Source organism: Paraburkholderia bryophila (assembly GCF_013409255.1).
GTDB lineage: Bacteria > Pseudomonadota > Gammaproteobacteria > Burkholderiales > Burkholderiaceae > Paraburkholderia.
Genome location: NZ_JACCAS010000002.1, coordinates 813,955 through 837,602, shown reverse-complemented (window position 1 = coordinate 837,602; position 23,648 = coordinate 813,955). Strand labels below are relative to the sequence as shown.

General features: G+C 62.7%; 18 protein-coding genes. 10 read left to right on the top strand and 8 right to left on the bottom strand.

The annotated features are described in order from the left end of the window. Positions 1-82: 82 nt before the first annotated feature. From GGD40_RS25080 to GGD40_RS25050, 7 genes are all read left to right on the top strand, one after another. The gene (locus GGD40_RS25080; protein ID WP_373565421.1) at positions 83-2,128 is read left to right on the top strand and encodes a bifunctional 2',3'-cyclic-nucleotide 2'-phosphodiesterase/3'-nucleotidase; all 2,046 of its coding nucleotides are present in this window, start codon (positions 83-85) and stop codon (positions 2,126-2,128) included. Then, positions 2,125-2,880, top strand: coding sequence for a tetratricopeptide repeat protein (locus GGD40_RS25075; RefSeq protein WP_179745456.1), 756 nt, complete (start codon positions 2,125-2,127; stop codon positions 2,878-2,880). Before GGD40_RS25080 ends, GGD40_RS25075 begins: the two co-directional genes overlap by 4 nt. Positions 2,881-3,373: 493 nt before the next feature. Continuing rightward, positions 3,374-3,826: an HU family DNA-binding protein gene (locus tag GGD40_RS25070; protein ID WP_035559188.1), complete on the top strand. Its 453-nt coding sequence runs from the start codon at positions 3,374-3,376 to the stop codon at positions 3,824-3,826. Between the two features lie 387 nt (positions 3,827-4,213). Continuing rightward, positions 4,214-5,623, top strand: coding sequence for a circularly permuted type 2 ATP-grasp protein (locus GGD40_RS25065; RefSeq protein WP_035559187.1), 1,410 nt, complete (start codon positions 4,214-4,216; stop codon positions 5,621-5,623). 214 nt (positions 5,624-5,837) lie between these two features. Beyond that, positions 5,838-6,788: an alpha-E domain-containing protein gene (locus GGD40_RS25060; RefSeq protein ID WP_179712104.1), complete on the top strand. Its 951-nt coding sequence runs from the start codon at positions 5,838-5,840 to the stop codon at positions 6,786-6,788. A gap of 12 nt (positions 6,789-6,800) precedes the next feature. Further along, complete coding sequence (locus GGD40_RS25055) at positions 6,801-7,601, top strand: transglutaminase family protein (RefSeq protein ID WP_179745455.1); 801 nt, start codon at positions 6,801-6,803, stop codon at positions 7,599-7,601. Between the two features lie 188 nt (positions 7,602-7,789). Further along, complete coding sequence (locus GGD40_RS25050; protein WP_179712108.1) at positions 7,790-8,662, top strand: proteasome-type protease; 873 nt, start codon at positions 7,790-7,792, stop codon at positions 8,660-8,662. A gap of 216 nt (positions 8,663-8,878) precedes the next feature. Here GGD40_RS25050 and GGD40_RS25045 read toward each other — a convergent pair whose 3' ends face one another. Both GGD40_RS25045 and GGD40_RS25040 read right to left on the bottom strand, forming a co-directional pair. Beyond that, positions 8,879-10,027: a porin gene (locus GGD40_RS25045; RefSeq protein ID WP_179712110.1), complete on the bottom strand. Its 1,149-nt coding sequence runs from the start codon at positions 10,025-10,027 to the stop codon at positions 8,879-8,881. Positions 10,028-10,436: 409 nt separating this feature from the next. After that, entirely contained in the window at positions 10,437-11,786 is a 1,350-nt protein-coding gene (locus GGD40_RS25040) for a YihY/virulence factor BrkB family protein (RefSeq protein WP_179713959.1), read from the bottom strand. Between the two features lie 208 nt (positions 11,787-11,994). Here GGD40_RS25040 and GGD40_RS25035 point away from each other — a divergent pair, with 208 nt between their 5' ends. Continuing rightward, positions 11,995-12,534 carry a YbaK/EbsC family protein gene (locus tag GGD40_RS25035; RefSeq protein WP_179712112.1) on the top strand — a complete coding sequence of 180 codons (540 nt, stop codon included), beginning with the start codon at positions 11,995-11,997 and terminating at the stop codon, positions 12,532-12,534. Positions 12,535-12,757: 223 nt separating this feature from the next. Beyond that, a complete protein-coding gene (locus GGD40_RS25030; RefSeq protein ID WP_179745454.1) occupies positions 12,758-14,317 on the top strand; it encodes a methyl-accepting chemotaxis protein in 1,560 nt (519 codons plus the stop codon). 41 nt (positions 14,318-14,358) lie between these two features. Here GGD40_RS25030 and GGD40_RS25025 read toward each other — a convergent pair whose 3' ends face one another. From GGD40_RS25025 to GGD40_RS25010, 4 genes are all read right to left on the bottom strand, one after another. Continuing rightward, positions 14,359-14,736, bottom strand: a complete 378-nt coding sequence (locus GGD40_RS25025) for a histidine kinase (RefSeq protein WP_373565357.1) — start codon at positions 14,734-14,736, stop codon at positions 14,359-14,361. Positions 14,737-15,137: 401 nt separating this feature from the next. After that, positions 15,138-15,728, bottom strand: coding sequence for a BPSL1445 family SYLF domain-containing lipoprotein (locus tag GGD40_RS25020; RefSeq protein WP_179712118.1), 591 nt, complete (start codon positions 15,726-15,728; stop codon positions 15,138-15,140). Positions 15,729-16,119: 391 nt separating this feature from the next. Further along, the gene (gene pdeM, locus GGD40_RS25015; protein ID WP_179745453.1) at positions 16,120-16,776 is read right to left on the bottom strand and encodes a ligase-associated DNA damage response endonuclease PdeM; all 657 of its coding nucleotides are present in this window, start codon (positions 16,774-16,776) and stop codon (positions 16,120-16,122) included. Further along, on the bottom strand, positions 16,773-19,535 hold the full coding sequence (locus tag GGD40_RS25010) for a ligase-associated DNA damage response DEXH box helicase (protein ID WP_179745452.1): 2,763 nt from the start codon (positions 19,533-19,535) through the stop codon (positions 16,773-16,775). The genes pdeM and GGD40_RS25010 overlap by 4 nt, the downstream gene beginning before the upstream one ends. 209 nt (positions 19,536-19,744) lie before the next feature. Between GGD40_RS25010 and GGD40_RS25005 the strand changes: the two genes are divergently transcribed. Next, positions 19,745-20,602, top strand: a complete 858-nt coding sequence (locus GGD40_RS25005; RefSeq protein ID WP_179745451.1) for a carbon-nitrogen hydrolase family protein — start codon at positions 19,745-19,747, stop codon at positions 20,600-20,602. 35 nt (positions 20,603-20,637) lie between these two features. On the opposite strand, the gene GGD40_RS25000 is transcribed toward GGD40_RS25005, so the two are convergent. Then, complete coding sequence (locus GGD40_RS25000; RefSeq protein WP_257030574.1) at positions 20,638-21,975, bottom strand: MFS transporter; 1,338 nt, start codon at positions 21,973-21,975, stop codon at positions 20,638-20,640. 100 nt (positions 21,976-22,075) lie between these two features. Continuing rightward, positions 22,076-23,647 carry a sulfatase-like hydrolase/transferase gene (locus GGD40_RS24995; protein WP_179745450.1) on the bottom strand — a complete coding sequence of 524 codons (1,572 nt, stop codon included), beginning with the start codon at positions 23,645-23,647 and terminating at the stop codon, positions 22,076-22,078. Between the last annotated feature and the right edge of the window lies 1 nt (position 23,648).

The window sequence follows — 23,648 nt, the reverse complement described above, 5'->3', positions numbered from 1 at the left end:
GCACAACAACACAACAAACCGGAGGGCAGTAAGGATGCGAGTGAAGTCGACGGCAGGACAAGGGCTGCGTACGCGCGGCACAGTGGGCACGTGGGGTGCATTACGTGCATGGGGCGCTGTCAGCGCATTGAGCGCGATCGGTTTGAGCGCGTGCGGCAGCAATCTCGACGCCGCGCCGCCGCAAGCCGCGGTGGCGAACGGCACGACCGCGACGCTCGCGTTGCTCGAAACGACCGACATCCACACCAATCTGCTCAGCTACGACTACTACAAGCTGGCCGAGGACAAGTCGCTCGGTCTCGAGCGCACGGCGACGCTGATCGCCGCGGCGCGTAAGGAATTCCCGAATACCATGTTGCTCGACGACGGCGACACGATCCAGGGCACCGCGCTCGCGGATTATCAGGCGCAGGTCGCGCCGGTCGATTGCAAGACCACGCTCGGCGTCTACAAGGTGATGAACCTGCTGAAGTACGACGCGGGCACGATCGGCAATCACGAATTCAACTACGGCCTGCCGTTCCTCGCGCAGGTCACCGGCAATACCTTCGACGTGCCGAACATGAGCCCGGTGGCGTCGCAGCCGAGTTGCGCGGGACCGCAATTTCCGCTGGTGCTCTCCAACGTGCTCGGCGCGAAATCGCAGCAGCCGATCTTCAAGCCGTACACGATTCTCGAGCGCACGCTGACCGCGAAAACGCCCGACGGCAAAACCGTCAGCGCGCCGGTGAAGATCGGCGTGATCGGCTTCACGCCGCCCGCGATCATGGCGTGGGACAAACGCTGGCTCGATGGCAACGTTTACACGCAAGGCCTCGTGGAAAGCGCGTCGAAGTACGTGCCGGAAATGAAGGCGAAGGGCGCGCAGATCATTGTCGCGATGTCGCACGGCGGGCTCGACAACTCGACCTATTCGCCGTCGATGGAAAACGGCAGCTACTATCTGTCGAAAGTGCCGGGCATCGACGCGATGCTGATCGGCCATTCGCACCAGGTGTTCCCCGACAAGAACAGCACGGTCTCGCAGTTCAATCTGCCGGGCGTCGACAAGGTGAAGGGCACCGTCAACGGCGTGCCGACCGTGATGGCGAATTTCTGGGGCAAGCATCTCGGCGTCATCAAGCTCGCGCTGAACTATACGAACGGCACGTGGACCGTGGATCGGAATTCGAGCACCGCGGAAGCGCGCTCGATCCAGAACGCGGATAACAGCTACGTCGCGGTCGATCCGTCGATCTCGCAGGCGATCGCGGCGGAACACGCGGCCACCATCAACTATGTGAAAACGCCGATCGGCGCGACCGATTTCCGCATGACCACCTACTTCGCCGACGTGGGCGACGTGTCGGCCATCGAGATCGTCAACCAGGCGCAGGCCGCGTACACGCAGGACTACATCAGTGCGAATCTCCCGCAATATGCAGGTATTCCGGTGCTGTCGGTGAGCGCGCCGTTCAAGAGCGGCTTTGGCGGCGGCAACGATTTCACCGACGTCGCGCAAGGCAACGTGGCGATCAACAACGCCGCCGATCTTTATCTGTACCCGAACACGATCTACGCGGTGAAGGTGACGGGCGCCGGTCTGAAGGCGTGGCTCGAAACCGCCGCCCAGCGCTTCAACAAGATCGATCCGGCCAACACGGCGGCGCAGGCGTTGGTCAGCAACTATCCGGGCTACAACTTCGACATGATCACGTCGAAGGATTTCAGCTACGAGATCGATGTGACGCAAGCGGTGGGCAGCCGGATCCGCAACCTGAAATATCAGGGTGCCGCGATCTCGGACACGCAGTCGTTTATCGTCGCGACCAATAACTATCGCGCGAGCGGCGGCGGCAATTTTCCGGGCCTCGACGGCAGCAAGACGATTTACGCGTCGCCGGATGCGAGCCGCGACGTGCTGATCGCGTACATCAAGAAGGTGCAGGCCATCAAGGCGGCGAGCAACGGCAGCGATCGGATCTGGCGCTTCACGAAGATCGCGACCGCCGGCCCGGTGACGTTCAAGGCGGCGCCGAATCTGGTGGCGCTCGCCCAGGCCAACGGCATTACCAACGTCGCGCAGGTCCAGGCCGACGACGGCACCGGCAAGGGACTCGCGGTCTACTCGGTGAACCTCAACCAATGAAAACGCGTTTTTCCTTGACGCTGGCGGCGGCCGTCGCCGCTGTCGCGATTGGCGCCGGCACGCTCGCGACGGTGGCGGCGACCCACGTGTCCAACGCGCAGATCGACGACTGGCAGATGCAGGGCAGCTCCACGCATGCGGCTTCGCCGGTGTGGCGGCTGCGGCTGACGGCGGCGTTCGGCAATACGGCGGCGCGCGAGGCGTTGGCCGACGTGCTGGTGAGTTCGGCGCAACTCGACGAACGCCGCGAAGGCGTCGAGTTGTATCGGCAACTTGCGCTCGACGGCGCGCCGGGCGCGCAAGCCACGCTCGGTCGCCTGCTGCTGCGCGGCTTGCCCGGCATCGCGCCGGACTACGCGGAAAGCCGTCGTTGGCTCGCGCCGGCGGCGTTGCGTGAGCCGGTCGACGCCCAGGCCGCCTACGATCTCGCGACGCTTTACCGCAACGGCTACGGCATCGCGCGTGACAACGCGTTGGCGATTCATTGGCTGACGCGGGCGGCGCAAGCCGGTCTGCCGCTCGCGCAATTCCAGCTCGCCAACGAGTATCGCTTCGGCACGACGCTGCCGCACGACGACGCGTTAGCGCTGCAATGGCTGACGCGCGCAGCCAATGCGGAGTTACCCGAAGCCAACCTCGCGCTGGCGATCGCGTATCGCAACGGCGAACTCGGCATGGCCCGCAACGACGACGAATACTGGGCGCATGTGAAGGAAAGCGAGCACGATCTGAAACACGTCAGCCGGCAGTAATCGCGCGTCGAAACCGTCTGCGATTTTCTGTCGCAGATCAAATTTAGCCGCCCCCTGCAGCGTATTTCGCTGCCGGGGGCGTGTTTTTTCCGCTGCGTGACCCGATGTAACGCGCCGGTGTAACGCGCCGGTGTAACGCGCCGGTGTAACGCGCCGGCGTAACGAGCGCTTCTGTTAGCTATCTTTTGCCGTTCTGCCGCGCCGGATTGACACTTGGCCGCAACCCGGCCGACGCGAAATGTGCCGTTATGCATGCATCGAAACGGCTTGTAACGTGCGTTACGAGTTGGTGTTGTCGACCCCGCCGACGCACGTTTACCCGCTAAAACAAGCATCAAAACGCGTTTCGCAGTCTGCGCCGCGCAACAAACCTTGGGCGTTATACACAAAAGAGTCGCGCAAATCGTATTAGCGCTTGTAGAATCCGGCGTTGAAGCGTGCACATACCGTGTGCGCTTCGTGCTATTCACTGACCACAACAGGTAGGAGAAACATGCCGACTTCCGCAAAAAAGGTGGCCAAGAAGGCTGCTGCCCCGGTACCCGCCAAGAAGGTTGCTGCAAAGAAAGTTCCTGCGAAGAAAGCCGTCGCAGCTAAGAAGGTCGCCGTGAAGGCGTCCAGCGCTCCGTCGCCGATCAAGGACACCTTCACGAAGGCCTCGCTGGCTGCACACGTCGCTGAACGCGCCGCGGTGGAACCGAAGACTGCCAAGGCCGTGCTGGCCGCGCTCGAAGACACGATCCTCGGCGCAGTGCACAAGAAGGGCGCTGGTGAATTCACGCTGTCGGGTCTTCTGAAGATCGTCGTGCAAGCTGTGCCGGCGAAGAAGAAGCGCTTCGGCAAAGACCCGTTCTCGGGCGAAGAGCGCTGGTTCCCGGCCAAGCCGGCTAGCGTGCGCATCAAGGCACGTCCGCTGAAGAAGCTGAAAGACGCTGCTGCAGGCTGAGCGTGTTTCATGCGTTGGCGAGTTGAGCCTTCCATGGTTTAACAATGCGGGTTTAACTATCGTTAGCGCTTGAGCCGTTCCGCAGTGCAAGTTGTCCGAATCCCCGTGGGTGCGAACCCATGGGGATTTTTTTTGGGGCGTCCGTTACGGTTCGCGAATCGCGCCGGCTACGCACCGTGTTGCTGCGGGTGCACCGTACTAGCGCATCATGGGCCACCGCAGTACGATGGCAGCGACGCCATGCCGGCCGGGATGCGCTGTTAGCGTGCACGTGTCGTCGTTTCGCACGCGAAAAGCTGAATGGCATAGCGCTTGCTTGATCGATTGTCGAAACACCGAATGCGCAGCGCATTCGCCTTCTATCCGACAACAAGAGCGGGGCGTGACATGCGATGCTATGACGAGATGCGTCATCATGACGATGCCGTGCGGCCACACTACGCGCGCTTTGAGCGGTGGCTGGTGAAGCAGGGCAACGAGGCGATCGCACGCAAGCGTGCGGAAGCCGACCTGCTGTTTCGCCGGGTCGGTATCACCTTCGCGGTGAACGGCGACCTGTCCGGCACCGAGCGGCTGATCCCTTTCGACCTGATTCCGCGCATCATTCCGCGCGGCGAATGGCAAACGCTGGAAGCCGGTTTGCGCCAGCGCGTGCAGGCGCTCAACCTGTTTATCCACGACGTCTATCACGATCGCAACATCGTGCGCGCCGGTATCGTGCCGGCCGAGCAGGTCTATACCAACGCACAATATCGTCCCGAGATGCAGGGCGTGAATGTGCCGCTCGGTGTTTACGCGCATATTGCCGGTGTCGACGTAGTGCGCGCGGGCGACGAGGGCGAGTTCTACGTGCTCGAAGATAATCTGCGCGTGCCGTCGGGCGTCTCCTACATGCTCGAAAACCGCAAGATGATGATGCGGCTGTTCCCCGAACTGTTCGTGCAGAACCGCATTGCGCCGGTCGCGCATTACCCGGATCTGTTGCTCGATACGTTGCGCTCGGTGGCGCCGGAAGGCGTCGACGATCCGGTCGTGGTGGTGCTCACGCCGGGCATGTACAACTCGGCGTACTTCGAGCACACCTTCCTCGCGCAGCAGATGGGCGTGGAACTGGTGGAAGGTAAAGACCTCTTCGTCGACGACAACTACGTGTTCATGCGCACCACGCAGGGGCCGAAACGCGTCGACGTGATCTATCGCCGTGTCGACGACGACTTTCTCGATCCGCTCGCGTTCCGCAACGATTCGGCGCTGGGCGTGCCGGGTTTGCTGACCGCGTATCGCGCGGGCCGCGTCGCGCTTGCGAATGCGATGGGCACCGGTATCGCCGACGACAAATCGATCTATCCGTACGTGCCGGAAATGATCGAGTTTTATCTCGGCGAAAAGCCGATCCTCAACAACGTCCCCACGTTTCAGTGCCGCAAGCCCGACGATCTGGCGTACACGCTCGCGCATCTGTCCGAGTTGGTGGTCAAGGAAGTGCACGGTGCGGGCGGCTACGGGATGCTGGTTGGCCCGGCCTCGACGAAAGCCGAAATCGAGTCGTTCCGCGAGCGGCTGATCGCGCGGCCGGCGGGTTATATCGCGCAGCCCACGCTCGCGCTGTCCGCGTGTCCGACCTTTGTCGAAGCCGGTATTGCGCCGCGCCATATCGACTTGCGGCCGTTCGTGCTGTCCGGCAAGACCGTCAACATGGTCGCCGGCGGCCTCACGCGGGTCGCGTTGCAGGAGGGCTCGCTGGTCGTCAATTCGTCGCAGGGAGGCGGCACTAAAGATACGTGGATGGTCGACTGACGCGGTTGTCGACACGCTTGCCGAGGTAGCGCATGCGAATCATGCATGCGCGCAGCCAGCGAATCATTTTCGCCAGCCAGGCAAGCGCGATTGCAACCCAGCGCGCCGGGGCAGCACGCAACAGGCAGCATGCTCGCCACTGGCGCATACGGATAACCAGCGCGGACCTTTTACTTCGACGAAGGCCTCGCGTCATCAGATACGGAACGCCGTCATGCTAAGCCGCACCGCCGATCACCTTTTCTGGATGGCCCGCTACGTGGAGCGCGCGGAGAACACCGCCCGCATGCTCGACATCAACCTGAAAGCGCTGCTTTTGCCGCAGACGACCGAACAGGAGGCGCGCACGCAACGTTCGGTGCTGCGCATCTCCGAACTCGAAACCGCGTTCGCGCAGCGCTACGACGAGCCGACCCGCGAACACGTGCTCGATTTCATGGTGGCGGATGCCAACAATCCGTCAAGTATTCACTCGTGTCTGCAGGCCGCGCGCGAAAACGCCCGTGCCGTACGCGGCACGTTGACAACCGAATGGTGGGAAACCATCAACGACACGTGGCTCGAATTCAACGAGCGCATAGCGTCAGGCCAGGCGGCCAGTAATCCGGGCGCGCTGTTCGAGTGGGTGAAATTTCGCTCGCACCTGTCGCGCGGCGTGACGATCGGTACCGCGTTGCAGGACGACGCGTTCTTCTTCACGCAGCTCGGCACGTTTCTCGAACGGGCCGACAACACCGCGCGGATTCTCGACGTGCGTTTCGCGGACGTCGAACCGAATTCACGCGACGCCGCGCGCCAGCTCGAAGACTTCTATTACTGGACGTCGATTCTGAGTTCGGTGTCGGCGCTGGAGATCTATCGCAAGGTGTATCGCGACGTCGTCACACCGGCGCGGGTGGTCGAGCTGATGATCCTGAACCAGCAGATGCCGAGGTCGCTGCTGGCGTCGCTCGAAGGCGTCTGCGCGAATCTGGCGATGCTGCGTACCTCGGGCTCGAACCAGTGCGAACGGTTCGCCGGCAAGCTGCGCGCCGAACTGGTGTACTCCGACATCCGGCAGATTTTCGAAGCCGGCCTGCACGCCTATCTGACGCAGTTCCTTGCTCGCGTGTTCGAGCTCGGCAATCTGGTTGCGCGTACCTATCTGATGCTGCCAGTCGCCTGACGGAGTTTTCCCATGTACCTGACGATCCGCCACGACACGTCCTATCGCTACGAAGCGACGGTCCATTATTCGATCCAGCAATTGCGTCTGACGCCGGCAAGCGGCGCGTCGCAGGTGGTGCGGCGCTGGAGCATCGACGCGCCCGGCAAGCTCGACGCGACCTTCGACGCCTACGGCAACGTGCTGCATACGCTGGTCATCAACAAGCCGCACAACGAAATCCGTCTGCATGTGGCGGGTGAAGTCGACACGATTCCGCTGGTCGACGGCCATTTGCCCGACGGCGTCGGGCCAATTCCGCTCGAACATTTCACCTGCTCGACGCGCTTGACCGAAGCGGACGCGGCGATCCGCGAACTGGCCAATACGGTGCCGGCGCTGGCTAGCGCGGCCAACCTGATCGCACTGTCCGAGCAGATCGTGCAGCGCGTGCAATACAACCCGGGCGTGACCGAAGTCACGAGCACCGCCGCGCAGGCGCTCGCGCTCGGCAACGGCGTGTGCCAGGACCATGCGCATCTGATGCTGGCCTGCTGCCGGGCGCGTGGCATTCCGGCGCGCTACGTGAGCGGCTATATCGAACCGGGCGACGTCGAGCACGGCGCGAGCCATGCGTGGGTCGATGTATGGCTCGACGGCAAAGGCTGGATTTCCGTCGACGTCACGCACGCCGCGTTTGCCAGCGAAATCTACTGCCGACTCGCGGTTGCGCGAGATTACGAAGCCGCCGCGCCGGTGCGTGGAAGGCGGATCGGCGGCCTGGAAGAGCAGTTGAAGGTGTCGGTGACGGTGAGTGGGCAGTTGGCGCAATAAAGCGGCTCAGGGGCCGCAGAGGGCCCCTTGAGCGAGCCGCCTGAGCGGCTCCGCCGGCGCATTCAGAGAGCGCCGGCCCACATATCCATTCAGTTTGGGCCTGCCGGAGCCGTAATACGGACAGTGGCGCATGCGCGCCGCATTACAATAGCGCCGTTCAGTTGGCTTTTTAGCAGGTACCTTTTCCTATGACTTACTGTGTAGCGATGTCCGTCGACGACGGGCTCGTGTTCCTGTCGGACACGCGCACCAATGCGGGCGTCGATCACATCAGCACCGCGCGCAAGATGTCGGTGTTCGAGCAAGCCGGCGAGCGCATGCTGGTGCTGCTGGGCGCGGGCAATCTGTCGCTCACGCAGGCGGTGCTGCACGAGCTGTCCGAGCCGCTCGACCCCACCTTGCCCACGCTCTGGAACGCACCCACCATGGCCGACGCGGCCCGCGTGATCGGCCGCGCGGTGCGCAGCGTGCATCAGCGCGAGGCGGAGGCGTTGCAGGAATTCGGCGTCGACTTCAATTGCAGCTTTATTCTGGGCGGGCAGATTGCCGGCAACCGGCCGCGCCTGTTCATGATCTACGCGGCGGGCAATTTCATCGAAGCGTCGGCGGTGAATCCGTATTTCCAGATCGGCGAGGCCAAATACGGCAAGCCGATCATCGACCGCGTGCTGACACCGTCCACACCGCTCGACGAAGCGGCCAAGTGCGCGCTGATCTCGATGGATTCGACGCTGCGCTCGAACCTGTCGGTCGGGCTGCCGCTCGATCTGCTGGTGTATGAGAAGGATTCGCTGCGCGTCACGCGCTTCGTCTCGATCGACCACGACAACACGTACTTCGAGATGATTCACCGCACCTGGGGCGAGCGCTTGCGTCAGGTATTCGGCGAGATTCCCGATCCTGACTGGCAGGAATCGCCGAACGTGCCGCTGTTGCAGCGCGAGCGTGCGCTGGTGCTGCATCGCGCGCCGGTTGGCGCCGACGGCGTCGAGCATGAACTCGACGCGAAGCCCGCGCAGACTTTGGCGCAGGCGGAAAAGGGCAAGTCGCAGCGGCGGTAGATCTGTGGCGCGTCAAGGTCAAGGCGCGCGCAACTGCAACGCGATCAATACCAAAGAAGGTCGTCACGAAGCGCGATAAGCGCTGACTGACGGCCTTTTTTGTTGCCGCGGCGGCTCGCGTGAATGCAAAACCACCGGACGAAAAAACCCAGCCACCGGCTTGCGCCCGTGGCTGGTTTTGAACTGCGTGGTGCTTCAGCAGTCCGTCAAGTTCGCTTAGAACTTGTGGCGGATACCCAGGCTGACGATCGTCTGGTTGATGCTGCTCGAGCTGAAGCCATAGTCAGCCACCGAAGCGACTGCCGACACGACTTGACCCGCTGCATTGCGCTGGTTGCCGTTAGCATGTTGCCATGCGCCGACCAGGTAGACGTCCGTACGCTTCGACAGGTTGTAGTCGCCACCCAGCGAAACTTGATGGTACGTCGCGGTCGAATCGCCGTTGCCGTGCGTGTACGTGTAGCCCAAGCCCAGCAGAGCTGCCGGAGTGACCTGGTAGTTCACGAAACCAGCGCCGACGTTGTACTTCTCGGTCGTGCCGAAGCCCGATGCTGCATCCGGCTTGTACTGAACGTTGCTGTAGCGCAGACCGGTCGTGATCGGGCCAACGACGTATTGCGCTGCCACCGAAGCGATACCGATCGACTTGGCCGTCTGGTACGCGATGTTCTGGATGCCGTCGAACGTGCCGTCCGACGTGCCGCCCCAAGTCGTGCGCGGTACCGAGCTGGCCGCATTGTCCAGGCGGAAGTAACCGGCTGCGACGCTGAACGGACCCGTTGCGTACGTTGCCGCGCCTGCCCACGATTGACCCGAGCCCGTTTGACCTGCAACGCCGCCCAGCGCGTACATGCCTTCGAACTGGAAGCCGCCCCACACCGGCGAAGTGTACTTCACTGCGTTGTTCGTGCGCGAGCTGTTGTCGTTGTTGTCGACGTCGCCTGCGGTCGTGAACGTGCTGCCCCAGTAGTTGTCACCCGTCAGCGGCTGAACCAGGTCGACCAGCGGGTCGTACTGGCGGCCAACCGTGACCGTGCCCCATGCATCGCCTGTCAGGCCGACGTAGGCTTGACGACCGAACATGCGGCCACCTTGACCGAGCGAGCCGTTGTTCGGGTTAAAGCCGTTTTCCAACTGGAAGATCGCCTTCAGGCCACCGCCCAGGTCTTCCGTGCCCTTCATGCCCCAACGGTTGCCTTGAAGGTTGCCTGCAGCCATGTTGTACAGGCTCTTGCCGCCAACATTCGACACGTATTGGATCGAGTCATCCAGCACGCCGTACAGGGTAACGCTGCTTTGAGCATGTGCCACGCCGGTGGCGCCGAGGAGCGCCAGCGAGAGGGTAGACAGTGCGATTCGTTTCATCCATTTCTCCACGCAGATGATTAGTTTCGTTGTTGCGAATCGCAGAATAGCGCAGGGGGTCTACCCGCACGAACTGGAAAAAAAAGACTGTCTCCAAAAACTGACAAAACACGCAAAGCCTTGTATTTAAAGCCTGTTAACGATTATTTCTATTTTTGCAATATTTATTCATCGAGCAAGCATTATTGTTGTTTTGTAGACAGTGAGTGCCTCGGTACCCGCACTTTTGGCACTTGTTTGAATGGCATTTGTAAGTTAGTCGTCTAGTCGTCCTGAGCGCTTTGTAGCGGTCGTATAAAAATGAAATGTGCACCCTTGACCGGGACGCTAGACAGACGTTGTGGGGTGTGAGTTGAAGCAACCCGGTGGACCACCTGAGTGCAACCTTCGCGGTTGCATTCCTCAAGTATTACGGGGCGCGCGTACTGTGGTCGGCGTTGTCGTCGGCGTTGCGGCGCGCGATGGTGGCGGCGGCGAGTCCCGCGGCAGCGGCGAATAACACCGAGGTCCACGGGTGGCGCCTGACATAACGGTCGGCCGCCACCGCTGTGCGGCTTGCCTCGATTAGCGTGACGGCGGCAATGCGAGTGGCCTGAGCTTCGGCCTGTACCACGGTGCGTCCGACCTTGAGCGCGGCTGCGCGTGCGGAAGCCCTGGTGCGCGGCTTCACCCGAAATACCGATGCCGACGCGGGGGTTGCACCGGGCCATGCTCCTGCGGCGCCTGCCGCTGCCGCGCGCGCTGCGGGTAGGGCTACGGCGTTATCGATTGCGGGCTCATCCCTATGCGGCACCGCATTCGCCGAAACGGTCGACGCCGCCAGCACCGAAGCCAGTTTCGCGCGGCTGCCGGGCGGCATGTTGTCCTGCATGCCCCAACCGCCTCGGGGATCGTGCATGCGCCCGCGCGCCGCCGAGAACTCCGCGCCCAGCAGCAGCACCGCCGCCGAGAAGTACAGCCACATCAGCAGCACGGCGAGCGAGCCGGCCGCGCCGAACGAACTGGCCATGCCGGCGTGCGCGATGTAGAGCGCGAAGAGTTTCTTGCCCGCCGAAAACAGAACAGCCGCGACGATTCCGCCGACCAGTGCATCGCGCCAGCGCACGTTGTCGTCCGGCAAGAACTTGAGCAAGCCGGCGAATGCGAACGCGAGCACCAGCAGACCGACGGCGAGTTGCATCAGGTTGCCGATCACCACATACGGCGAATTGCCCCACAACCACTTGCCGACGAACGTGATGACCGTATCGAGCACCAGCGAGACGATCAGCAGAAACGCGACGCCGAGCACCAGCCCGAACGAGATCAGGCGGACCCGCACCATCGCGATCACGCTCGACGAGCGCGGTCCGCTGTAGGGCCACACTATATTGAGTGCGCTATTGAGCGAGGAGAAGGTGGCCGACGCGCCGATTGCCAGCATGCTGAACGAAATGATCGCCGCGACGCCGCCGGCGCTGCCGCTGTGATGCGCGTTCTCGACGATGGTCTGCACGCCCGCGGCGGCCTGGTCGCCGAGCAGGCCGTGAATATGATTGAACAGTTCGCCGCGCGCGGCTTCGGCGCCGAAGAACCAGCCCGCCACCGCGATCACCATGACCAGCGTGGGCGCGAGCGAAAACGCCGCATAGAACGCGATGCTGGCAGCCATGGCCGCGCAGCGGTCGTCGGAAAACTGTTTGAACGCGCCGATGGCCCAGTTCGCCTGCCTGCGGGCCACGTGTTGAAGGTTCTCGGCGGAGAGCGTGTCGATGTCCATGGTGGTGTTTCTCAATGGGGTTCCGGCGCCGCGACGGGCGGATGCGAGAGCCGTTGAGGTCGCCTCGACGCGGAGTTCGCCTCGAAGTCTTTCGCAAACCTTGTGCCTGTCACTATAACAAGCGCGGCAGGCGTGCGCCGCCGCTGCGATGCATCGCAAACGCACCCCTGGTTAGAATGCCGGGGCACCCTCACTCACATCGATCACTATGCACTCGCACGAACTCGACCCGCGGCTCGACGTCATTCCTTCCGGGCAATTGCAAGCACATTTGCCCGCTCACGTCGTCGAGCAGTTGCCCGCTGAAGGCGTGACGGTTTTCGCCGTCAGCGACGACGCGTCGGACACCGCCGCATTCAGCGCGCGCTACGGCTTCGGCCTCGAAGACTGCGCGAACACGATCGTGGTCCGCTATAAGAAAGACGGCGGCGAGCATTACGCGGCATTGGTCTCGCTCGGATCGCTGCGGCTCGATATCAACGGCGCGGTGAAGGCCGCGCTGGGCGCGCAACGGCTTTCGTTCGCCAAGCGCGAGGCCGCGGTCGAGCACAGCGGCATGGAATTCGGCGGTATCACGGCATTCGGCTTGCCTGACGATTGGCGCGTGCTGGTCGACGCCGAGGTGATGGCGCGCTCGCAGATCGTCATGGGGGCGGGCGTGCGAGCCGCCAAGCTGCTGCTGGCGCCCGACGTCTTGCGGCAATGGCCGCGTTGCGAAGTCGCTGCGCTCACGTTGCCGGCGGAGTGACGTTTCGCAGATCGTTGCGCATGCAATCAAAACGGACGACCCCGCGCCGGCGTTCGAACCGCGCGTCTATTTCTACTCGGAACGCTGCTGCCTGAAGGCGGCGAGCAAGGCATCCGTCGACCCAGCCTGAAGTTTTCCCCCGTTCCGCCGTTAATCCGGAGAGTGACATGCACCGCCGGGGCGTCCGCCTCGCGCGGCGATCATAAGGACAAGGGACACGGAGATGGAACGGTTTCGCCTGAAAGTGCGGCTTTGGCTTGCGCTAGCGGTAATGTGCATGGGCATTCTGGCGATCGGCCTATGGGGTGCTTTCAAAACGCGCGACACGATGATCGCCGACCGCCAGGCTGAATTGAAGAGCGTGGTCAGCGTCGCGTACAGCGTGCTCGACCGCTATAACGGCCTCGTCGCGGCCGGCACGATGCCGCTCGCCGACGCGCAACGCACGGCGATGGCCGACCTGCGCGCCATGCGCTACGACGGTGCCGGCGGCTACCTCGTGATCGAAGACGCGCACGCCCGGGTCCTGATGCACGGCGTGCGCGGCGACCTCGAAGGCAAGGACATGAGCGGCTTCACCGATCCGCAAGGGCGTCACGTCTTCAAGGACGGTTCGGATCTCGCCGAACGCGACGGCGATGGATTCATCCATCTGGAGTTTCTCAAGCCGGGCTCCAATCAGATGGCGCCGAAGATCAACTACGTGCGGCTTTATAAACCGTGGGACTGGACGATCGTGACCGGCGTTTTCACCGACGACATCGATGCCGCGTTTTATTCGACGCTTCTGCAATACGTCGGCGCCGCGCTGATTTTGTGTCTGCTGGTGTCAGTGGTGATCGGTGTGATCCTGCGTAGCATCTTGCGGCAACTCGGCGGCGAACCCGCGTACGCGGCGCAGATTGCCGCGCGAATCGCCGACGGCGAACTCGATCTCGTGGTCGACACGAAACCCGGCGACGAAACTAGCCTGCTCGCCGCGATGCAGCGCATGCAGCATCGTCTCGCGCACGCGATCACGCAGATTCGCAGCGGCGCGACGCTGATTTCGTCGGTGTCGCACGAGATCGCGGCGGGCAACGCCGATCTGTCGCGTCGTACCGAACAGCAGGCTAGCGCGCTGGGTGAAACGGCGTCGAGCATGGAGCAGATCACCGCGACCGTGAAACAGAATGCCGACAACGCGAAGCAGGCCAGCCAGCTCGCGCACAACGCATCCGAGACGGCGGCGCGTGGCGGCGAAGTAGTGGGTCAGGTGGTCGAGACGATGCGCGGGATTTCGCAGTCGTCGCATCGGATCGGCGACATCATCGGTGTGATCGAAGGGATCGCGTTTCAGACCAATATTCTCGCGTTGAACGCCGCGGTCGAGGCGGCGCGCGCCGGCGAAGAAGGCCGCGGTTTCGCGGTGGTGGCCGGCGAAGTGCGGACTCTTGCGCAGCGCAGCGCGGCGGCCGCCAAGGAGATCAAGGCGTTGATCGAGGAATCCGCGGCACAGATCGCAGGCGGCTCGCAGTACGTGGGACGTGCCGGCGAAACCATGCAGGAAGTGGTGCATGCGGTGCGCCGCGTGACCGACATCATGGGCGAGATCAGCGCGGCGTCGGTCGAGCAAAGCTCGGGCATCGAGCAGGTCAACATCGCGGTGGCGAGCATGGATCAGACGACCCAGCAGAACGCCGCGCTGGTCGAGGAAGCGAGCGCTTCCGCCGAGGTGTTGAAGACGCAGACGGGCCAACTGGCCGAAGCTATCGCGGTGTTCTCGTTGCCGCCGGTGCGTTGAGTGGGGTGGGGTGTTAGGGGCGCGTTTGCGTTGAACGCGCGTCAGGCGTGAACGAAATATTCTTCGAGGATGTCCGCCACGCGCCATAGCGAGCAGGGGCGCCGACAGTGGCCGTCGAAACCGGCTTCTTTCAGCGGCCCGATCGGATCGAGCGGCCAGATGTTGCTCATGGCCAGCATAAGGATGTCGGCATTCGCGGGTTCGGCGCGCAAGGCGCGGGTGAATCCGTAATCCGAAACCGAATCGAGCCGGGTGTCCAGCAGAATGGCGTGCGGTCGCCACCACGTCAGAAAGGACTGCAGTTTGTGCAGATCGACGACGTAGATTGCGTCGTAGCCCTTGAGCGAAAGCAGTAGCACCAGCGACTCGCCGATCGCCTTGTCGCGATGTCCGATCAGCACGCGGCGCGATACTTTCACGTCCGCTGCGTGCCGGCGTCTCCAGATCGCGAACTCGGATTCATCATCAAGCGAAACGCGTCTTGTCACAGTGGACTCCAGAAGACGGCGGCCGAACGTCTAATGTAGTAAAAAAGAAAAGGCTTCGGGAGAATTTACCTTCGATGAACCGTTGCATAACGCTTATTGCTTGACGATACGCAAAGAAAAACGCGAAGCACGTTAAATGCGTTTCGCTAGGGCTCGGGGGATTTGTCTGTTTAGTGAGCGGAGTGCTCGGGGAATGGGGCAACAAGCTGACGCCGCGCGCAAGGGTTAACGCTGGCTTACTGCGGGGTTGGTGCGATTTTAGCGCGCGGCCTGAGCGAGTTGGGGAGGGCACCACGCAACCGCCCTGCGATTGCGTGGCACGACGTTCAACCTCAGATCATCAGGCGCGAAACTTTGGTGCCTTCCAGCGAGACGCCCGCCATCAGACCACCGTTCGTCAATACGAAAGCTTCGACAGGGCTCGTGGCCGTCGACGTATCGACCGCACCGTTCGCGCCGACTTTCAGCACGGCAACGGTTGCGTCCGCACCGGCTGCCCAACCCTGGCTGCCGAGGAATTTGTCGAGCGCGTCTTGCGTCATGAACAGAAACACGAGCGCTTTGGATTGCGCGCCGATCTGCAAACCGAACGAACCCGCGACGGTGCTGTAGTAGCCCGACGTGCGGCCGCCCACGCGCAGTGCGCCTTCGCCATACTGGCCGCCGACCCAGAAGCCCGCTGAGATCACCGACGGGAATACCAGCACGCCACGTGCTTTGCCCACCAGTTCACGCGAACCGGCGACGTTGGCAAAGAGTCGGGACATCGTCGAGTCGACGCCTGCGTTGATCGTGTCGCGCTTGCCCGCGTTTGCCGACGGCGATGCGCTCGAGGACGGCGACGTCGTCGTACAGCCGGCGAGGCTGAGGCCGGCGGTGGCGAGAGCGGCGCTGCCGGTGAGGATGAATTGTCGTCTGCGCATGATGGTTTCCTTTGCGTTATTGAAATTGTGTTTGCTTATGTGCTGTCGTTGTTGCCGCTCTGCGAGAGAGCGGTCGTGCCGTGACGTTAACAATAGCCTACGTCGCCTCTTAACCAGCATTTCGCGTGCCTGACCTCGGCGCATGAATGGGGTTTGCGTGTTGAGCGGCTGGAAGGGCGCGCCGTGTTCTCGTGCTCTCGCGTTCCGTGGCGCGCGGCGTTTGTCTAGCCCTTCACGAGGCCGCCGTCGACGATCAGATTCTGGCCGGAGACGGCGGCCACGGAGACGGCGGCCACGCCGAAACCCAGCCACCTCCCCGGAGGCAAAAAAAGAGCGGACAACTCACCGTCCGCTCTTCTCCGACCAAAACCCCACACTCTTCACCCGCCCACTACACAGCAATCACCCTTTCCTCCACCACCAGAAAAACCTTCTCCCCCTCCACCGGTTCATGCGCCCGCGCCCCACCGGTAAAACTCCCAAACGCCGGCAGCACCGCACACACCGCCCCAAATCGAAAACACGGCACTCGCACCGAATCGACCCGCGTCGTCACCCGATAAACCGGATGCACATGTCCCGCGAGCACATACGCGCCGTCCACCGTCTGCGGGAAATGACATGCCGCCCAAGGCCCAATCCGCCACGGCTCCTGCACACTTTGAACATCCATCGAATCCGGCAACGCGCCGGCATGCCGATCATGATTCCCTTCAACCAGTACGACCCGCAGCCCAGCATGCCGCGCACGCCAGCCCTGCAACGCGTCCAGCGTCTCAGCGGAGTGCGCCTCGCGCGCGTGCAGCAGATCGCCAAGAAACACGAGCATCGCCGGCTCGAACTCGCTGATCAAAAGATCGAGCCGCCGCAGATTGTCCGCAGTCGAGCCAACTGGCACGGGAATGCCGCGCGCGCGAAACACTGCGTCCTTGCCGAAATGCGCATCGGCGACGAACAAACACCGCAACGCGGGATCAAAAATCGCACGTAAGCTCGACAACACAAGAGCCTGTCCGGCAATCTCCATCCTCAACGACGCAGTCTTCATACACGAGCCGCCTTCTCAAGCTCCGCCAACATCCGCTCCACACGATCCGCGAGCTTCTCCGTACTGACCTTCTCACGCAAGCGTCCGACGATCAACGGAAACGCGAACGGAGTCGGTTTTTTAGGCCGCATCACCACCACGCGGCTGGCATTCATCCGTTCGAGCGCAACGCGAATGCGCTGGGCGTCGAGCTCCTGCAGCAGTACTTCGGCATCGGCCTGATCGAGCAGCAGATTATCGCTATCGTGATTGCGGAAGATCTCATAGAACAGACCACTCGACGCCTGCAACTGCCGCGCGCTTTTCTGCTGCCCAGGGTGTCCTTGAAAAACCAGCCCCGACACGCGTGCAATCTCGCGAAAACGCCGCATCGAGAGTTCCGACGAATTCAGGCTCGCGAGAATGTCATGCTCGAGCGCATTGGAAGAAAGCAATCCGCTTTCGAGTTGCGCGGCCCAATCGAATGGTTGCGCGGACAACAGCTCGAAACCATAGTCGTTCATTGAAATCGAAAAAGTACCGGGCTGCTCACGCGCGACTCGCCACGCCAACAACGCACCGAGACCGATATGCGCCGTGCGCCCCGCGAACGGATAGCAAAAGAAATGGTGTCCCTCGCGCGATTTCAGCAACTCCACCACCAGCACGCCCGGCTCGGGCAACGCCGACCATTTCTGCTGCAAGTCGAGCAGCGGCCGCACGGCGCGCATTTCGGGTTCGTCGTAGACGCCGGCGGCAGCACGCGCCAGCATCGTCAGCGTTGCATCGGCGAGTTCGGACGATAACGGCATGCGGCTGCCGGCCCATTGCGGCATCGCTCCGCGTGACGAGGTCGCGCGACGCACCCACGCGGTCATGTCCTGCACGCGAATCAATTCGAGCGCGCGTCCACCGAAGGTAAAGATGTCGCCTGGTTTCAGACGCGAAATGAACGACTCTTCAATCGCGCCGATTCTCCCGCCCGACAGATAAGCGACATGCAAGGTGCCGTTCGCGACGATCGTCCCGATGTTGTTGCGATGTCGGCGCACCAGATCGTCGCGCGGCACGCGGTACACGCCGTCGCTGTCGCGCATCACGCGATGGTAGTCGGGATAGGCGCGCAACGCGGTGCCGCCGCCTTCCACAAAGCCGAGCGCCCAGTCGAACTCGGCCTGCGTCAAATGCCGGTACGCGTACGTGCTGCGAATCTCGCCGATCAGTTCGCGCGCGTCGAAACCGCCGCCGATCGCCACGGTCACCAGATGCTGCACGAGAACATCGAACGGTTTGTCGGGCGTGTCGCGGCCTTCTATCTGGCGCTTCGCGACGGCCTCCCGGGCGGCGGCGGCTTCGATCAGTTCGAGCGCATGCGTCGGCACGATCGTCACGCGCGACGGTCGGCCGGGCGCATGCCCCGAGCGTCCCGCACGCTGCATCAACCGCGCGACGCCTTTGGGCGAACCGATCTGAAACACGCGCTCCACCGGCAAGAAATCGACCCCGAGATCGAGGCTCGATGTACACACAACCACCTTCAGCAAGCCGCTCTTCAGGCCGCGTTCGACCCATTCGCGCACTTCCTGATCGAGCGAGCCGTGATGCAATGCGATCAGGCCGGCCCATTCAGGCCGCGCTTCGAGCAACGCCTGATACCAGACTTCGCATTGCGAGCGGGTATTGGTGAAAACGAGCGATGTCCGCGCGTCGCCGATCGCATCGGCGACCGCGCCAACCTGGCGCATGCCGACGTGGCCGCCCCACGGAAACCGTTCGATGGTGTCGGGAATGATCGTGTCGACAATCAGCGCTTTGGGCAGCGCACCGTGCACGTCGACGCGCGGCGTGTTGACGGGCGCGAGCAGAACATCGGCGGCGAAAGGCAGGTTGCCGAGCGTGGCCGACAGCCCCCACACCTGCAATTCAGGCCGCCAATGCGCGAGACGCGCGAGTGCGAGTTGCGTCTGCGTGCCGCGTTTGTTGCCGAGCAGCTCGTGCCATTCATCGACAACCACTAGACGCACCTGCGCGAGCACGCCGCGCGCGTCGGGCCGCGTGAGCATCAGCGACAGGCTTTCGGGCGTGGTGACCAGCGCCGACGGCATGCGCCGGTTCTGCCGCGCGCGCTCGGCCGACGACGTGTCGCCGGTTCGCAGCCCGACGCTCCACGGTACGGCCAGTTCGAGCGCCGAACTCTGCAAGGCACGGGCGGTGTCGGCGGCGAGCGCGCGCATCGGCGTGATCCAAAGCACGGTGAGCGGGGCCGGTTGCGTGCGTGGGGGGCTGCGTTGGGTAGAGGGTCGGACAGCGGACCCAGCCGCGCACTCAATCGCGCCGGAAGTAATACCCGAAGTAGCGCCCAAACCAGCATCGGAACCAGCACCTGAACCAGCACCTGAATCAGCGCTTGCACCCGCACGCGCACCTGCGAAAGTTGCAAGCGCACCGAACCACACCGCCCAGGTTTTACCGGCACCCGTAGTCGCGTGCAGTAACCCGCTCGCACCGCGACTAATCTCGCGCCAGACCTCGCGTTGAAACTCGAACGGCTGCCAGCGGCGCGCCTCGAACCATGCATCGAGTTTGTCGGCGAATGGACGGCGCGCGGCGGCCTCGTCGAGTGCAAAGGGAATCGGTTCGAAAGCCGGTTCGCGCGCGTCGAGCCGCGCTTGCTGCTCGCGGCTGCGTGGAATCCGGCGAGCCCTGGGCGCGCGCCGCCTTTCGGGCAGCACATCCGGCCCGGAAGCCTCAGGCTCGTCGGGATCAACCGGCTCGATCATCGAAAGCGCTCTTTAGCATGGGATTCGCGGCGTGATGAATGCCTCGCGGTGCGTGTTCTCTGTGGACACAGGGAACGCGCCGCAAGTTCATCATCATTACACCGGACGTATCGCCGTGTTTAAATGCCAGAGCTTCGCGCGCCAGATGTAGAACATAGAAAGCGGGCGGGCAACCTGCAACCTACCGCCCATTCAAAACGGAGTTCGCGTTGAATCGTAATCAGGCATCGCTGCCGCAAACGTCCCTGCGGATTGCCGCCGCGCAAGCGCAACCGGTATCCGGCGACATCGCCGCCAATATCGCCAGAACGGTCGAACTGACCGGTCTCGCCGCCGACCGTGGCGCGAAACTGGTGGTTTTTCCCGAGAAATTCCTGAGCGGCTACGAACCGGACCTGATCGCCGGCGACCCTGCGAAGTACGCTTTCGAAGCCCACGACGCGCGCCTCGATCCGATCCGCGAAGTGTGCCGCCAGCGCGAGATCGCCGTGATCGTCGGCGCGGCGACTCGCCATGCGGGTGCCCTGCACATTTCATCGCTAGTATTCAACCGGTCCGGCGAGCAGATCGAGCCGTATCACAAGCAGTACCTGTATAGCAGCGAGACGAGCATTTATCAGCCTGGCACACAAGGCTGCATGCTGGAACTCGACGGCTGGCGGCTCGCACTCGGCGTGTGCTACGACTCGGGTTTTCCGGAGCACGCGAGACTCGCGGCGGTCAACGGTGCGCACGCTTATCTGGTGAGCGCGCTATTCAGCCTGAAGAGCGGCTACCACCAGTCGCGCATCTGGTTCCCGGCGCGTGCTTTCGACAATACGATGTACGTGCTGCTGTCGAATCACGTCGGCACCACCGGTGGCTGGTCGACGTGTGGCGCGAGCGCAATCTGGAGCCCATACGGTGACGTCGTGGCGGAGGCGAGCCGCGATCGCGACGACGTGATTACCGCGCTACTCGACCCGGCGGTGCTCGCCGACGTCCGCGAACGCGAAACCGTGCTTGCGGATTTCAACGCGCGCGAAGAAGCGCCGGCCGGCAGCTATACGGTGCACACTCTGGGCTGACGCACGGCGGCCGCCCGCTGTCGTTATGTCGAAAGTTACTTCGAAACAGCAGCCCGCACCGCGCCAAGCGTTTTTGATTGCGGCGCGGGCACGGCCCACAGCAACGCAATCATGCCCGCAATCAGCAGCACGGCGACTACCGCGAAACCGGCATAAACGCTGCCGGTTTGCGTCTTCAGCATACCGATCAGCGAAGGACTCACGGCGCCGCCAATCGCACCGATCGCGGTAATCGTCGCAATGCCGGCTGCCGCGGCCCCGCCATCGAGATACGCGGTCGGGATCGTCCAGAAGATGCTGAGCGTCGCATAGATGCAGATCGACGCGACCACCAGCAACGCGACCGTGAACGGCACGCTATGCGCGGCGAGCGGCAGCAACAGAAAACTGGCGGCTACCGCGAAGCCGCAACCCGCGACATGCCAGCGCCGTTCCGCGCGACGATCCGAACTATGGCCGATCGCGACAATGCCGATTGCCGTACACACCGAAATGCCACCGCTCAGCCAGCCGATATGATCGAGTTGCTGCACGCCGACGTGCCTTAGCAGCGTCGGAATCCAGAAGCCGATCGCATTGAGTCCCATGAACACGCAGAAATAAATCGCCGACAGCAGATAGATGCGTGGATTGCGCAGTACATCCGCGAGCCGTGCCGGCGGCGCGTGATGTACGCCACGTTGCTTGCGGTCCGCTTCCAGCGCGGCGCTCACCTGGGCCTTTTCGGCATCGCTCAGCCAGTTAGCGTTCGCGGGACGATCGTCCAGATAGAGCAGAGCCATGATGCCGAGCGCGATAGCCGGTACGCCTTCAATCAGGAACAGCCACTGCCAGCCGCGCAAGCCGAGCGTGTCGTGGAAATGCACCATGATCCAGCCCGACAGCGGGCCGCCGATAATCCCAGCGAGCGGCACTGCCATGATGAATAGACTCGTAATACGTCCGCGGTGCCGGTCGGGAAACCAGTAGGTGAGGTACAGAATGATGCCGGGAAAGAAGCCGGCTTCGGCGGCGCCCAGCAGAAAGCGCAGCAGATACAGCATGTTCGCGCTCTTCACGAACATCAGCAGTACCGTCAGGCTGCCCCACAGCACCATGATGCGCAACAGCGTCTTGCGTACGCCGACCTTCTCCAGCAGTAGATTGCTCGGTATCTCGAACACCAGATAGCCGACGAAGAACATGCCCGCCGCGAGTCCGAATACAGCGTCGTCGAGTTTGAGGTCTTGCAGGAACTGCAGCTTCGCGAAGCCGATGTTGACGCGGTCGATGAAATTGACCACGTAGCACATGAACAGAAACGGAACGATGCGCCGCGCGATCTTGCGATAGATCGCGTCTTCGGGCGCGAGGTCTGACGAACGCTGCATCATGTGTCTCCTGACGTGCCGGCCGGATCGGCCGGCACGCCTGTGGTGTGATCTTATTGACGGACTGGATTCGTTGTTATTGCCGCCTACGTCGCATTGCTCTTTACCATTCGCCGAAAAAAACGCCCCAATCCTTGTGCGTGTTGGTCTTGCTTTCCACGGTCGGATTGTCGATCGTGACGCGCTGTTTCAGCGAGCCGTACCAGTCCGCGAGTTTTGCGTGCATCCGCTCGCGAATCGCGGCATGACTGGCGTCGGCGCCGAGGTCGGCGTATTCGTGCGGATCGTTCGCCAGATCGAACAGTTGCGGCCGGTAGCCCAGCCAGTGAATGTACTTCCAACGCGAGTCGCGCACCATCCAGCCGCGGCATTCGTCCGGTTGACGTCCGAGCGCGAGCCGCGCGCCACGGAAACTGTAGTCGAGTTCGGCGACCACGTAATCGCGCCAACCCTGCGCGCCATCCGCTTCGTTGCGTGTGAGCGGTAACACTGAGCGTCCTTCGATACGCTCTTCATAAGCCGGCAGACCAAGCGCGTCGAGTACCGTCGGCACCACGTCGATACCGGACATAAAGCGCGTTTCGACGCTACCACGTGTTGCGTCGGCTTGGGTCGACGGATCGTAGACGATCATCGGCACGCGCTGCACGGTGTCGTAGAACAGTTCTTTTTCGCCGAGCCAATGGTCGCCGAGAAAATCGCCGTGGTCGGCGGTGAATACGATCAACGTGTCTTCCCAGCGGCCGAGGCGTTGGAGGGTTTCCCACAATTGGCCGAGATGATCGTCGATCTGCTGGATCAAACCCTGGTACACCGGTCGTACCGTGTTCGAGACTTCTTCTCGCGCGAAATTGACGCACTCTTCCTGGGTACGATACGCGGCGACGACCGGATGCGCGTTGTCGAGTTCGGCGGCCTGGCGTTCGAGCGGCAGACATTGGTCGAGCGAATAGAGGTTGTGATACGGGCGCGGCGCAACATACGGCCAATGCGGTTTTACGTACGACAAATGCAAGGCCCACGGCTCGTCGCCTTGTTGCTCGATATAGCGGATCGCCTGATTGGTCATGTACGCGGTTTCGGAATGAGGTTCGGACACGCGCGCGGGCCAGCGAACGTTGCGCATTTTCCAGCCGGAGTGGACCGCGCCGCGATCGTCTTCCACGCTGATGGCGAAATCGCTCCACGGTTTGTCGCTCACGTAACCGTGTTCGCGCAGAAAGGCCGGATAGCCGCTTTCCTTGCCGGGCTCGTGGTGACCGTCGTAACGGTCGAGTTCGTCGAACGATCCTGTCGACAGGCGGCGGCCGAGCGGACTTTGCCGGGCGATATCGAGCCGTTCCATGCCGTGGGCGTCGGCCATGACGTGGGTTTTGCCGGCCAGCGCGAGCGAGCGGCCGTTGAGCCGCAAGTACTCGCCGAGCGTCATTTCGCCGATCGAGAGCGGCACGCGGTTCCAGTTGGCGCCGTGACTGCTCATCGTGCGGCCGGTGTAATACGACATGCGCGACGGACCGCAAACACCGGAACTGACGAAGGCATTGTCGAAGCGCACGCCGCGTGAAGCGAGTGCGTCGATATGCCGGGTTCGCAGGTAAGGGTGTCCGTAGCAGCCCAGATGATCGCGGCGTAGCTGGTCGCACATGATAAAGAGAACGTTGCGGGTGTCCGCCATC